The 12,233-nt window shown below is 65.5% G+C and carries 15 protein-coding genes and 1 pseudogene; 8 read left to right on the top strand and 8 right to left on the bottom strand.

What is annotated here, in order from left to right:
* Positions 1-53: 53 nt before the first annotated feature.
* Positions 54-701, bottom strand: coding sequence for a hypothetical protein (locus CXQ91_RS06350; protein WP_104173074.1), 648 nt, complete (start codon positions 699-701; stop codon positions 54-56).
* Between the two features lie 153 nt (positions 702-854).
* Between CXQ91_RS06350 and CXQ91_RS06345 the strand changes: the two genes are divergently transcribed.
* The 5 genes from CXQ91_RS06345 to CXQ91_RS06325 all read left to right on the top strand — a co-directional run bounded on the left by CXQ91_RS06345 (position 855) and on the right by CXQ91_RS06325 (position 5,017).
* Positions 855-1,676, top strand: coding sequence for an amino acid ABC transporter substrate-binding protein (locus CXQ91_RS06345; protein WP_104173073.1), 822 nt, complete (start codon positions 855-857; stop codon positions 1,674-1,676).
* A gap of 36 nt (positions 1,677-1,712) precedes the next feature.
* Complete coding sequence (locus tag CXQ91_RS06340) at positions 1,713-2,378, top strand: amino acid ABC transporter permease (RefSeq protein WP_181038799.1); 666 nt, start codon at positions 1,713-1,715, stop codon at positions 2,376-2,378.
* Positions 2,365-3,150, top strand: coding sequence for an amino acid ABC transporter ATP-binding protein (locus CXQ91_RS06335; protein WP_104173072.1), 786 nt, complete (start codon positions 2,365-2,367; stop codon positions 3,148-3,150). The genes CXQ91_RS06340 and CXQ91_RS06335 overlap by 14 nt, the downstream gene beginning before the upstream one ends.
* A gap of 75 nt (positions 3,151-3,225) precedes the next feature.
* A complete protein-coding gene (locus tag CXQ91_RS06330; protein WP_104173071.1) occupies positions 3,226-4,197 on the top strand; it encodes a dienelactone hydrolase family protein in 972 nt (323 codons plus the stop codon).
* Complete coding sequence (locus CXQ91_RS06325; protein WP_104173070.1) at positions 4,190-5,017, top strand: type II CAAX prenyl endopeptidase Rce1 family protein; 828 nt, start codon at positions 4,190-4,192, stop codon at positions 5,015-5,017. Before CXQ91_RS06330 ends, CXQ91_RS06325 begins: the two co-directional genes overlap by 8 nt.
* Here the strand turns inward: CXQ91_RS06325 and CXQ91_RS06320 are convergent.
* Positions 4,913-5,929 (bottom strand): ribonuclease Z, encoded by a 1,017-nt coding sequence (locus CXQ91_RS06320; RefSeq protein ID WP_104173069.1) that lies wholly within the window; start codon positions 5,927-5,929, stop codon positions 4,913-4,915. The genes CXQ91_RS06325 and CXQ91_RS06320 overlap by 105 nt on opposite strands.
* Positions 5,930-5,965: 36 nt before the next feature.
* Here CXQ91_RS06320 and CXQ91_RS06315 point away from each other — a divergent pair, with 36 nt between their 5' ends.
* Positions 5,966-6,484 (top strand): DNA alkylation repair protein, encoded by a 519-nt coding sequence (locus tag CXQ91_RS06315; protein ID WP_104173068.1) that lies wholly within the window; start codon positions 5,966-5,968, stop codon positions 6,482-6,484.
* Here the strand turns inward: CXQ91_RS06315 and CXQ91_RS06310 are convergent.
* A complete protein-coding gene (locus CXQ91_RS06310; RefSeq protein WP_181038798.1) occupies positions 6,451-6,705 on the bottom strand; it encodes a hypothetical protein in 255 nt (84 codons plus the stop codon). The two genes, CXQ91_RS06315 and CXQ91_RS06310, sit on opposite strands and share 34 nt — an antisense overlap.
* Positions 6,706-6,731: 26 nt before the next feature.
* Positions 6,732-7,145, bottom strand: a complete 414-nt coding sequence (locus tag CXQ91_RS25705) for an S-layer homology domain-containing protein (RefSeq protein WP_374953636.1) — start codon at positions 7,143-7,145, stop codon at positions 6,732-6,734.
* A 22-nt stretch (positions 7,146-7,167) separates the two neighbouring features.
* On the opposite strand from CXQ91_RS25705, the gene CXQ91_RS25700 reads away from it, so the two are divergent.
* Positions 7,168-7,740, top strand: coding sequence for a hypothetical protein (locus tag CXQ91_RS25700; RefSeq protein WP_374953635.1), 573 nt, complete (start codon positions 7,168-7,170; stop codon positions 7,738-7,740).
* Between the two features lie 5 nt (positions 7,741-7,745).
* Here CXQ91_RS25700 and CXQ91_RS25695 read toward each other — a convergent pair.
* The 3 genes and pseudogenes from CXQ91_RS25695 to CXQ91_RS06295 all read right to left on the bottom strand — a co-directional run.
* Positions 7,746-8,252 (bottom strand): annotated as a pseudogene (locus CXQ91_RS25695) (polysaccharide deacetylase family protein); the annotation flags it as partial.
* A 183-nt stretch (positions 8,253-8,435) separates the two neighbouring features.
* Positions 8,436-9,668 (bottom strand): ZIP family metal transporter, encoded by a 1,233-nt coding sequence (locus CXQ91_RS06300; protein WP_104173065.1) that lies wholly within the window; start codon positions 9,666-9,668, stop codon positions 8,436-8,438.
* The gene (locus CXQ91_RS06295; RefSeq protein ID WP_258073849.1) at positions 9,665-10,720 is read right to left on the bottom strand and encodes a multicopper oxidase domain-containing protein; all 1,056 of its coding nucleotides are present in this window, start codon (positions 10,718-10,720) and stop codon (positions 9,665-9,667) included. The genes CXQ91_RS06300 and CXQ91_RS06295 overlap by 4 nt, the downstream gene beginning before the upstream one ends.
* Before the next feature lie 124 nt (positions 10,721-10,844).
* Here CXQ91_RS06295 and CXQ91_RS06290 point away from each other — a divergent pair, with 124 nt between their 5' ends.
* Positions 10,845-11,519, top strand: a complete 675-nt coding sequence (locus tag CXQ91_RS06290; protein ID WP_104173063.1) for a metal-dependent transcriptional regulator — start codon at positions 10,845-10,847, stop codon at positions 11,517-11,519.
* Positions 11,520-11,537: 18 nt separating this feature from the next.
* Here the strand turns inward: CXQ91_RS06290 and CXQ91_RS06285 are convergent, their stop codons facing one another.
* Positions 11,538-12,122 carry a hypothetical protein gene (locus tag CXQ91_RS06285; RefSeq protein WP_104173062.1) on the bottom strand — a complete coding sequence of 195 codons (585 nt, stop codon included), beginning with the start codon at positions 12,120-12,122 and terminating at the stop codon, positions 11,538-11,540.
* Positions 12,123-12,233 lie beyond the last annotated feature (111 nt).

The following is a 12,233-nucleotide window of genomic DNA, read 5'->3' as shown; positions in this document are numbered from 1 at the left end:
ATTCGGCAACTGGCGGGATGGCAGAGTCACCGCGATCCGGCAGATCCGGATCCCTAGGCCGTGCGCGATTCGATGAATTCCCTCAGCTCCACAGGGTCCAGCAGGAGCCCGTGGCTGGTTGCCCAATGGACGTTGAGGCCTCCAACCTCGTCGTGAATCGAGACGCGGGCCAGGTTTACTCCCGGCGTGGACCAGGCGTAGGCATCGCGCACCGCATCGTAGAGAGCGCGCTGCTTCCACCGGGACGAGCCCTTGTCGCCAAACACTCCCGGCGCGTCGGAGCCGCCGAACATGGCGTCCGACGACGGGCTGGCCCACCTGCCGCCGGACTTCCCGTCCTTCAGGCACATTCCTTCCATGTCCACGCTGTAGTTGAGGTACTGCCGCGCCCAGGGGAGTTCCGATGACCACGGAGTTCGAAGGGTCACCGGCCGGTAGCGGTTGAAGTGCAGGGCCTCATCGAACTCGACGAACAACCCGTCCGAACACGCAAAGTCCCACACCCCGGCCGTGAACTCGGCGTCGTCCCTGACACCGTCGAGTGCGCGGTAGACGTCGACGATGGAGGCCCGCACTTCGTCGGAAAGAAGCTTCGTGGTCGCCGCCACCATGCCGTGCTCGCGTGGCGTGTCCAGAACGTCGTACCCGGCTGCTGCCAACGAGGCCTTGAACGCGCTGGCCCGCTTCCCGTGCTTTCCCATGGTCGAATCCTAGCGAGGCGGGTCGGGGAACCATCCTGCCCGCACATCCTCATCCTGTATTCGCCAATGGCAGATGTTGCTATCGTCGGTAGTGGATTGCCGGCCTGCGGTATTGCTGGCACGCCTCTTCCGGCTACAGGACGAAGGTTCATCATGAAGCGCACACGTCTTTCCGCTATCGGCCTCATTGCAGCGGCAGCACTCGCCCTGGCCGGCTGCGGCTCCGGCTCCACCACTCCGTCCGGTTCGGCCCCGGCGGGAGGCGCGGACACGTCGCTGAGCGACGTCAAGAGCGCAGGCGAGCTCAAGATCGGCACGGAAGGCACCTACAAACCCTTCTCGTTCCATGCCGACGGAAGCGGCGACCTGACCGGCTACGACGTCGAGATCATCACGGCCGTCGCCGGGAAGCTCGGCGTCAAACCGTCCTTCCAGGAAACACAGTTCGACGCGATCTTCGCCGGCCTTGAGGCCAAGAGGTTCGACGTCGTCGCCAACCAGGTCTCGATCACCGACGAACGCAAGGCGAAATACGAATTCTCGGAGCCGTACACGGTGAGCACCGGCGTCATTGTCACCAAGGCAGATGACAGCAGCGTCAGTTCCTTCGACAGCCTCAAGGGCAAGACCACCGCTCAGTCCCTGACCAGCAACTGGTACAAACTGGCGCAGGAAAGCGGCGCCAACGTGGAGGCAGTGGAGGGATGGGCGCAAGCGGTAACACTGCTGAAGCAGGGGCGCGTTGATGCCACCATCAACGACAAACTGACCTACCTGGACTATCAAAAGACCGCGAAGGACGGCGAGATCAAAATTGCCGCCGAAACCACGGACAAGTCGCTCAGCGCCTTCGCATTCCGCAAGGGATCAGCGAGCCTGGCCGAAGCAGTGAACACGGCCCTCGGCGAGCTGCAGACCGACGGGACGCTTGCCAAGATTTCGCAGAAATACTTCGACGCTGACGTCACGAAGTAACGGCATGGAGGCCGACGGAGAACGCAGCGTCAGAGCATGACTATCAACTGGGACCTCGTGTGGAGCTCACTCGGGCCAATCCTGATGGGCGCCGTCACGGGCACGATTCCGCTGGCCCTGGCGTCGTTCGGCCTGGGACTGCTGCTGGCCCTCCTCATCGCCCTCATGCGGCTGAGCCGTAACCCCGTGTTCGCTGCCATTGCGCGGATCTACATCTCGGTCATCCGCGGCACACCACTCCTGGTCCAGTTGTTCGTCATTTTCTACGGGCTGCCTTCAATCGGCGTCACCATCAGCCCCTGGCCCAGCGCCATCATCGCGTTCTCCCTGAACGTGGGCGGATACGCAGCGGAGGTGATCCGGGCGGCCATCCTTTCCGTTCCCAAGGGGCAGTGGGAGGCCGGGCACACGATCGGCATGTCCCGCCGTCAGTCGCTGGTGCGGATCATCCTGCCGCAGGCCGCCAGGGTCTCGGTCCCGCCCCTTTCCAACACCTTCATCAGCCTGGTCAAGGACACGTCACTGGCATCCCTGATCCTCGTCACCGAGCTGTTCCGCCAGGCGCAGCAGGTGGCGGCCTTCAGCCAGGAGTTCATGCTGCTGTATCTGGAGGCGGCCGTCATCTACTGGGTCGTCTGCCTGGTCCTTGCCGGCGGCCAATCCGTCCTGGAGAAGAGATTGGACCGCTATGTCGCCCACTGAATCCACGCTCCCGGACGACTCGGCGCTGCTGGCCGTCAGGGAACTGCGGAAGGCCTTCGGCAGCCATGAAGTGCTCAAATCCGTAGACATCGACGTCCGCCGCGGCGAAGTCGTCGCCCTGATCGGGCCGTCGGGGTCCGGAAAAACGACGGTCCTGCGGTGCCTCAACGGACTGGAAATACCCGACGACGGCGTAGTGGACTTTGTCGGGCAGCTCGCCGTGGACTTTTCCGCACCGGTGTCCAAGAAGCAGCTGGCCTCCTTACGGGACCGCAGTGCCATGGTGTTCCAGCACTACAATCTCTTCCCGCACAAAACGGTCCTGGAGAACATCATCGAAGGGCCCGTGCAGGTTCAGAAACGCCCCAAAGCCGAGGCGATCGCTGCGGCCAGGGAGCTTCTGGCCCGGGTCGGGCTGGAAGGCAAGGAAAAGAGCTACCCGTTCGAGCTCTCCGGCGGGCAGCAGCAGCGCGTGGGCATCGTGCGTGCACTGGCCCTGCGCCCGCAGCTCCTGCTTTTTGACGAGCCCACGTCGGCCCTGGATCCGGAGCTGGTAGGGGACGTCCTGACGGTCATCAAGGAACTGGCCGATGAGGGCTGGACCATGGTGGTGGTCACCCACGAGCTGGCGTTCGCCCGCCAGGTCGCAGACGAAGTCATCTTCATGGACGGTGGCGTCGTCGTCGAACGCGGGCACCCGGACACGGTCCTGCGTGACCCGCGGGAGGAACGCACACGGCAGTTCGTGGACCGGCTGCTGAACCCCTTCTAGCGCCGAAGCACCGGACCCCTTGCCCCGTGATGAACGGGCGGAGGAGGATATTTGGTAACCGGTAGGAGGCGCTCCATGACCCAGCTTGGCAAGTTCGAGAAGTACCTGATCGAGGAATTCTTCGACGATTACCGTGCCGGTGCCATGAGCCAACACACGTTTACGCGCCGGGTGGCGTTCATTACCGGCAGCATGGCCGCCGCCGCGGGCGCCATGGCCCTGGTTGGCTGCACGCCGCAGGAACTTCCACGAAGCACCGACCCGATGCCCAGCCCGTCCTCGCCTTCGCCGGGCGGCGGCACCGCTTCCGCCGGCGCCGTGCCCGGCGCCAAGAGCCCGCTCTCCGTTCCCGAGGGTGCGGCCGGCCTGGTGACCGCGACGGTGCGGTTCCCCTCCGGCGGCACCGACATCAGCGCCTACCTTGCCCGGCCGGAGGGCGACGAAGCGGGACCGGCCGTGCTGGTCTGCCATGAGAACCGCGGGCTGACCCCGCATATCCAGGACGTGGCGCGCCGCTTCGCCAAGGCCGGGTACGCGGCCCTGGCCCTCGACCTGCTGAGCAGGGAGGGCGGAACGGCGAGCCTGGACCGGGACGCCGTCCCCGGAGCGCTGACGAAGGCCGGTGCATCCCGGCACGTGGCTGACTTCTCAGCGGCGTTCGATTACCTCAACGCGCAGCCCTACGTCGATTCCGGGCGGATTGCCATGACGGGCTACTGCTTCGGCGGAGGCATCACGTGGCAGGCGGCGACGGAGCTGACCGGACTGAAGGCGACGTCGGCGTTCTACGGACCCGCCCCCGACCTGGACAAGCTCTCCGCGATCAGGCCGGCGGTCCTCGGCGTCTACGCCGAACTTGACGACCGGATCACCGGCGCATTGCCTGCCTTCCGGGACGCCCTGGCGGCCACTGACGTCCGCCATGAGCTCAAGGTGTATCCCGGCGTCGACCATGCATTCCACAACGACACCGGCGAGCGCTACAACGAGGCGCAGGCCACCGCTGCCTGGAACGACACCCTGGCCTGGTTCGGCAAGTATGTCTAACCGTGCGCTCGCAGTCAGAATCAGGATCCGCAGCGGCATCTCGCTGAAGCTGCTTCCCTCGGCGCTTGTGTCGCTCTCCGGCTTCGTCCTGTTCGTACTGGAACAACGGATCGCCGGGTACGCCCTTTTGGCGACGGCGCTTGTACTGGCAGGATTCATCGACCGGGCGTTCCTGCGCGATCTGGCCCTGATCACGGCAGGGCTCGTGGCCATCAGCCTGGTTCCGATCACCACTGATATCAGCACCGGGCACATGCTCGTCATGGGTACGGCGATGATCCTCGCTGTGGGAATCCCGTACTTTGTTTCGCGGTTCGCCTTCAAGGACCATGCCGTCAGGTTTCCCGTGATGACCGGTCACCCCTGGACGCGGACCGAGAAGTGGTACCTGGCCGCCGTCGTCGTCATGGGCTACGCGCTGCTGCCGGCGTACATGGTCAACACCGGGGTCTACACCAACTGGCCGGCGGTCTCGGACCCGGAAGGGATCTTCCGCCTCTTCCTGGGCACGAATGTGCTGGGGATCTGGGACGAGCTGTTCTTTATCTGCACCGTCTTTGTGCTTCTGCGCCGGCACCTGCCCCTGGCGCAGGCAAACGTCCTGCAGGCTGTCCTGTTCACGTCGTTCCTGTGGGAACTGGGCTTCCATGCCTGGGCACCGGCCTTCATCTTTCCGTTCGCCCTGCTCCAGGCGCTCATTTTCACGAAGACGAAGTCACTGTCCTACATCGTGGCCGTCCACCTGCTCTTCGACTTCGTCCTGTTCCTGGTCCTGCTTCATGCCCACAACCGTGCCTGGATCGACATCTTCATCTACTGACGGCGGGACGGCGCCGGCCAACAGGCCATTCCGCTGCCGCTTGGGCAGGGGGATCCTGTCCAGGTCCTCTGCCGCGACGACGGCGGCCCGCCCGGCGCGGGCAGCGGCCTGTTCGGCGAGGACGCGAACATCGATGTACCGTGACGAAAAATGGGTGAGGACCAGTGTCCCGGCTCCGGCGGTGGATGCCAATGCCCCTGCCTGCCCGGCGGTGAGGTGCAGGTACTGGGCGGCCAGCCCGGCGTCGTCATTGCTGAACGTTGACTCCGCCACCAGGAGGTCCACCCCGTCGGCGAGCTCTTCGGCGCCGTCGCACTCGGCTGTATCCATGACGAAGGCGAAGCTCTGGCCGGGACGCGGAACGCTCACGTCCTCCAGCCGGATCCCGCCCACATTCCCTTGCTGCTGGAGCTGTGCGATGTCCGGCCCGGAGATCCCTGCCTTTGCGAGTTGATCCGGCACGATGGTGCGGCCGTCCGGCTCGACCAGCCGATAGCCGAACGTGTCGATGCGATGCCGCAGCGGCCGCACCTCCAGGCCCGGTGCCACCGGCCCCGGACCCGAGTGCGGGTGCAGCCGCAGGTCCAGGCCCGGGGAGGCGAGGGACACGAGGGCGCGGACTACCTCCTCGCCCGCGGCTGGGAAATGCAGGTGCACCGGGTGCTTCACTCCGTCGAGGACCATGCGCGACAGGACGCCCGGAAGCCCGAAGCAGTGGTCCCCGTGAACGTGCGTGAGGCAGATCCGCGTGACCTGGCTGGCCGAGACGACGGCGTGGATCATCTGCCGCTGGGTGCCTTCACCCGGGTCGAACAGCAGACCCTCGCCGTCCCACCGCAGCAGGTAGCCGTTGTGGTTGCGGGTCCGCGTGGGAACCTGCGAGGCGGTACCGAGGACGACCAGTTCACGCATGGGACTGAGTGTCTCACTGTTTGGGAGAATGGTCGGGTGACTGACGCCTGTGACTTCGTGGATGCCTCGCTGCAGCGGGAAAGCTCCTGGCTCCGGGCGGAAGAGGCCCATGCCCGGCTGGGCGACGGGCTTGAGTACTACGGCGCGTCCGTGGGTGCGGTGCGGGGAACCATCCGCGACATGCTGCGCCGCCACCGTGACCTGGTTCACGATGACATCACGGCCCTCAGCACTGAGCTGTGGTCGGTCCCCGTCTTCGAGCGCCGCCAGGCGGCGGTTGTGCTGCTGCAATCCCGGGTGGCTCTGCTTAACAACTCCGACCTCACCCGGATTGAGGGTTTTGTACGGGAGGCGCAGTCGGGTGAGCTGGTGGACCCGCTGGCCGCCGACGTCGTCCGTCCCCTGATAGCCGGGCTGGAAGGACAGGCGAGAGAGCGGGCGGACGTTGTGCTGGACCGGTGGGCGCGTGATCCCGACCCTTGGTTGCGTCGCGCAGCCGGGCTGTCACGGGCGGACGGCCCTCAGCCGCCGGCCCGCCGCTCCACCACCGCGTAGGCCTTTTCTTCCAGGAACTCCCAGTCGGTGACCACCATGAACCCGAGGGCGCTGACGCGGTCGTTGAGGACCAGGATGTCGAAGCCGCCGTCCCGGGGCTCGGCGTCCCACGTCGCAACATGGAGTTCCTTGCCCTCAAGGATCAGAAGCTCCGTGTTGACGTCGAAGTCCTCCTGCGGCTGATCGCTCAGCTGGCAGATGGCCACACAATAGTTATGCATTTACGGATTCTGCCTCATGACGGCTGTTACGCCGGGAAGGCGGTGTTGTAGCGGTAGAGGAAGGCAGCCACCTGGTCCCGGTTGACGGGCAATCCGGGCCGGAAGGTCCTGGTGCCGTCGGGTTCCGCCCAGCCGTTGGAGATCCCGTTGGACGCCAGCCATGCGATCTCTGCATAGAAGGCGTTTTGCTGGGAGATGTCGACAAAGGGAGGTGCTGTGGGTGTGTAGGCAGGGCTGCCAGCGAAACGGTACACAAATGCGGCGACCTGATCCCGGTTGACAGCCACTGTCGGGCGGAAGGTCCTGGTTCCGTTGGCTTCAGCCCAGCCGTTGGTGATTCCCTGGGATGCGAGCCACAGGATCTCTTTGTAGAAAGGGGTCTCCGGCGTGACATCCGCAAAGGGGGAACCCGTCGGCGTATAGGCAGGGCTCCCGGCCATCCGGTAGAAGAACGCGGCCATCATGTCCCTGCTGGCGGCCACGCCGGGACGGAATGTACGGGTACCGTCACTTTCGTACCAGCCGCCGGCAATTCCCTGGTTCGCCATCCAGCTGACCTCTGTGTACAGCGCCGAGCCCGGCGGGACGTCAACGAACGAGATAGAGGGCGACGGTGACGGTGAGGGCGACGGTGACGGTGAGGGCGACGGCGACGGAGAGGGTGACGGTGACGGAGAGGGCGACGTTGGGGGAGCGGAGGACTGGCCCAATGCCTGCGCCACGGTGCGGACCGACGTCGTCCCGTTGGCCGTCCGCGCGGCTAGCCACGTGACGAAGGATTCGAACAGTGCGGGAGTGATGGACAGCGTCGGATCCGTGCCCACGGCGATTTCGTGGAAGGTCAGCTGCACCCAGCCGCCGGTGGTCTCTGCGTCGGTGACCCGTGCCTGCAGATCCGCGAGGGTCCACGAGCTGGCCACCTGGTCCGGAGCCTTGGTGACCATTGGATTGCCCGGCGGCAGCGACTCGGCCACAGGGCAGGTGGCACAGCTTTCCGGCGAGCGCAGGTCACCCAGGCCCCGTGAACTGGCGTAGCCGCAATCCCGGACTGCCGACTGGGCGGTCGCGTTCTCTGCGGCAAAGGGATAGGCGAAGTTCCGGACAGTGAAACCCCAGCCCTCAAGCGTCGTCTTGCTGTTGCAGACTTCCGCGCGGGCGGCCGCGGCGCTGAGGGTGGTCAGGTCCGGATGGGTCACGCTGTGGCCGCCGATCTCGTTGCCGTCGGCAGCCAGGGTGTTCAGATTCGCCTGCGTGAGAAAACCGGAGGAACCGATGAAGGAGGTGGTGATGTAGAAGGTTCCCACCAGCCCGTGCGCCCTGAGTACCTGGGCGGCTGCGAGCTGGCTGCCGTTGCCGTCGTCAAAAGTGAGGCTGATGATCGTTGGCTCGGCAGCCTTCGATGAGCTGGCTATGCCAACCACGGTGCTCACCGTGAGCAGCAAAACACCTACGATCGCAGTCCACCGCCGACCGTGCCGGTCCTTGGCGGAAGTGTCCTCCGGAGGGTCCGCCAAGTGCCGAGCTTGACTGCGGACAGGGTGGGTCATCCAGCGCATGATTCCTCCAAGCGTGTGAGTCCCCCCGCAAGAACATGCACGTAGACTACGCCTCGCGGCGTGAAGGCAAAACACTCCATTTGACAAACGGCGAAACCAAGTATAGAGAGGCTCGCTACTCGCATCTGAGCTCCCGCGGCGCTCGCCGTGCCGTTACCGAATCTGGGCCACCACTCAGGCCTGGACCAGAAGCCCGGTGGCAAACATCACCGCCAGCCCCAGAATAATGCCGGCGCTGGTAAGCGGCGTGAAGGTCCTTCCTGCGTGGTCCTTCATCATGGGCAGGAGTTTGATGGCCACCTGGGCCACGGCGCCGGCGCCGACGCCCAGCAGGAAAGCCGACAGGGCGGGCTGGTAGACCGTGGCCCCGATCAGGGCTCCTGCGATGGCCGGGACTCCCGCGATCAGGCCCAGCACCGCCAGGCGTCCGAGGCTGGGCGGTTCCTTTGCCAGGGGTGTGACGATGGCCAGCCCTTCGGTGGTGTTGTGGATGGCGAAACCGACGATCAGCGTGGCCCCGAGCGCGAGCGAGCCGACGCTGTAGGCCGATCCAATCGCGAGGCCCTCGCCGAGGTTGTGAAGTCCGATGCCGATCGCAATTAGCAGGGCGAGCCGCTGGGGCGGCAGTGCCGCGGGCAGGCCCGCGATGCTCAGGTCCTGATGCCTGCGCATCCACGCATCGATGCCCTCCAGTGCCAGGTATGCGAGGAGTGCTCCGAGGAACACCACCAGGGTTCCTCCAAAGGCTCCGTTCTCGGCAACCACGTCCATGCCCTCGAGAGTCGCATCAATGGCCAGGAAACCAAGCAGCCCGATCGTAACTCCGAGCAGGATACGAATCCAGGAGCCAGGGGAGCGTCGGACGAACGGCATCCAGAGCATCCCCAGTGCCACCGGGATGACCCCGACGTAGATGCCCAGCAGGGCCATGAGGCTGAAGAATGAGCTGCCCCGTTCCGGACTGAGGGCAGCGGCGTCGATTTCGGCGGTGATCTTGCCGCCGAGGGAGGTGACCAGGGCCACCTCGTAGGGGTCGCCATCGACCCAGTGGTAGCTGATCGTGAGCGTGGTTGATTCCAGCGGCGCCATGGTCTCGCGCGTCTGCGTGAACGGGGCGTAGTAGTCCGAGATATTGACCTGCGCGATTGCCACCGGGTCCGGGCCTTCGTTGCGGACGGTGATTTCGATCTGGCCGGGCGTGAGGCGGACGTCCTCGACGGCGACCTCCTCCTTGGGCGGTACACCCTCCGAAAGCTGGGCGAGGCCCGGCGCATTCAGGAGCGAGAACAGCCCGAGCAGGATCGCGATCAGTACCAGCGGACCGAGGCCGAGCAGCCAGCGCGGTACCGGCGGCCGGCGGTGCAATTCTGCAGCCTGCGCCCCAGCTGTCTTTTCATCCAGGCTCATGATGCGCCCACCTCAAAGAAGCCCATCCAGCCCAGTTCCGCGAATTCGGTCTTGTGGGCATGGAACATGTATTTGCCAGGGTATGGGAAGCGGAGTTCCACGATGCCGCGCTGGCCCTGGACCTGGGAGATGGTGTCCGTGTATTCGCTGGGCGTCAGCATGGTCCCGGTGGGGTAGTAGTGGAAGAAATTGCCGTGTACGTGGAATGAGTTGATGGGGTCGTACTCGAGGACATTGATCAGGTGGATCCGGACGAGGGCGTTTTGCTTGACCTGCACGGGGAAGTCCATGAAGTGGAACGGCAGGCCATTCACCGAATAGAACTCGTTGTCGTCCCCGCCATCGGTGTTGTAGCCGTTCATGACCATGACCATCTCGTCGTCGGCCTTCGGCCGCCCTTCCTTGGGCTCGATGATGAAGCCACCGTAGAGACCCTTGGCGATGTGCGGGGCCAGGGGCGACTGATGGCAGTGGTAGAGATGCGTGCCGAACGGGGTGGCGTCGAACTCGTAGGTGAAGCTCTGCCCCGGTGCGATGGACCCGGCGCCGATGCCCGGTGTTCCGTCCATTTCCGCCCGGTGGATGCCGTGGAAATGCATCGTGTGGGGGTGGGCCCCGGCGTTCGTGAAGTTGATGCGTAGTGCGTCGCCCTCTCGCGCCCAGAGCGTGGGGCCGGGGATACGCCCGTTGTAGCTCCAGCCCGCGAAAGTGACGCCGGGGGCGATCTCAAAGTCCTTGTCCACCGCGACGATGTCCCACTCACGCAGCGTCCTGCCGTCCGGCAGGGTGCTGGTCTTCCCCCGGTCGAAGTCCCGCAGGATGGCCGTGGGGTCGATGCCGGCCCGTTCGGGCAGGACCGATCCACCGGCGAAGCCGGCATGTCCGGCGTGGCTGACGCCGGTGCCAACGGCCGACGGCGGGTCGCCTGCGCGCGATGTGCCGGAGCCTGTGGCCGTGCCGTTGCCCGAGTGCTGGTCGTGACCGCTCGACGCCGATGCCTGCAGGGCGGAAAAGGCCGGGACAGCGGCAAGGGCGGCTGCGCCGGACAACATGGAGCGCCGGCTAGGCAACGCCCTCGAGGCATTTTTCGGCATACCGATCCTTGTCCATTTAACACTGCAAACATTATTGTTCGTTAAGCCTAACATTTGCCCGTGGCTTGCTACCATGGATGGCATGCCGGTCTCCGATTTGTCCTCAGCCGCCCAGGACTACCTGAAGCTCATCTGGTCAGCCACGGAGTGGTCCGCCACACCCGTGACCGTCGGCGTTATGGCCGAACGGCTGGGGGTCAGGCCGTCCACCGTGTCAGATGGCATCAAGAAGCTGGCACGCCAGGGGCTGGTTGCCCACGCCCCGTACGGAAGCATCGAGCTGACCGACGAGGGCCGGGAGCACGCCGTCGCCATGGTCCGCCGGCATCGGCTCCTGGAGACGTTCCTGGTGGACGTACTCGGCTACGGCTGGGACGAAGTCCACGATGAGGCCGAAGTCCTGGAACACGCGGTGTCGGACAAACTGATTGGACGCCTGGACCGAAAACTTGGTCATCCCACCCGGGACCCGCACGGTGATCCCATACCCACTCCGGACGGAAAGCCCCACCTCCCGGAGGGAACGCAGCTCTCCGCCGCGGCCGCCGGCGGCACGGTGGCCATCACCCGGATCTCAGACGCGGATCCGCAGATGCTGCGCTATTTCACCCAGCTTGGGCTCGCCCCGGATACCAGGCTCACCGTCAGGGAGCACCGGCCCTATGCGGACGTGACCACGATCCGGCTGCATGGGCCCGACCGGGACATCGACCTCGGGGCGTCGGCCTCGGATGCCATCTGGGTGGTGGCCGTCTAGACCGGGGCCGCCGGCTGTTCAGGGCGGCGAGATGGACAGCTGTGCCGTGGCCTCGCCCTGCGCGAACTTGATGCGCAGAAGGGCGCCGCGGGTGTCCGCCGGTACTGTGAAGCGGACGTCGCCCGACTTGCTCGCATCGCCCACCACGAGATCGTTCAGGCCGGAATCGGGCGAATGGTTGATGCCGCCCGCGTTCAGCCTGAACGTTGAGTCCCAGAAGTTCACGTCATACCGACCGTGGTTGGTGCAACGGACAGTGAACGTCAGCGCCACCTTCCCGGCGACGTCGGGGCGCACCCGCGCATCGAGAATTTCATATTCGACGTCGGCGGACCTGTACTTTCGCTCGGCCGGCAAGGCCGCCGTCCACCCCGCACTCTCACCGGCGCCGGTCGTGGTTCCGCTTGGTTGGGGCTGGACGCCGGGCTGTGAAGCGCCGGCTGCGGGGGAGCTGCCCGCCGTGGCGGCGGGACGGCCGCCGTCGAACACTCCGAGTTGCCCCAGCCCCAGCAGCAGCCCCGTCACCGCGGTGATCACCGCAGCGGCAGCCGTCAGCAGACCGGGTAGCGTGGCCCACCAGCTGGTGGGCTTTTCATCCGCCATAGCCTTTCCCCCTCGGTCCCGAGCCAAGGTCAAAGATCAGTGATATCCCCATACTCCTGCCAAGCGGCCGCGAGCGCCAGACGCCGGCCCTGTTGCAGGCGCCCCGACACT

The sequence above is a fragment of the Arthrobacter sp. Y81 genome (assembly GCF_002929335.1).
GTDB lineage: Bacteria > Actinomycetota > Actinomycetes > Actinomycetales > Micrococcaceae > Arthrobacter.
This window is presented reverse-complemented; position numbering and strand designations above follow the sequence as displayed.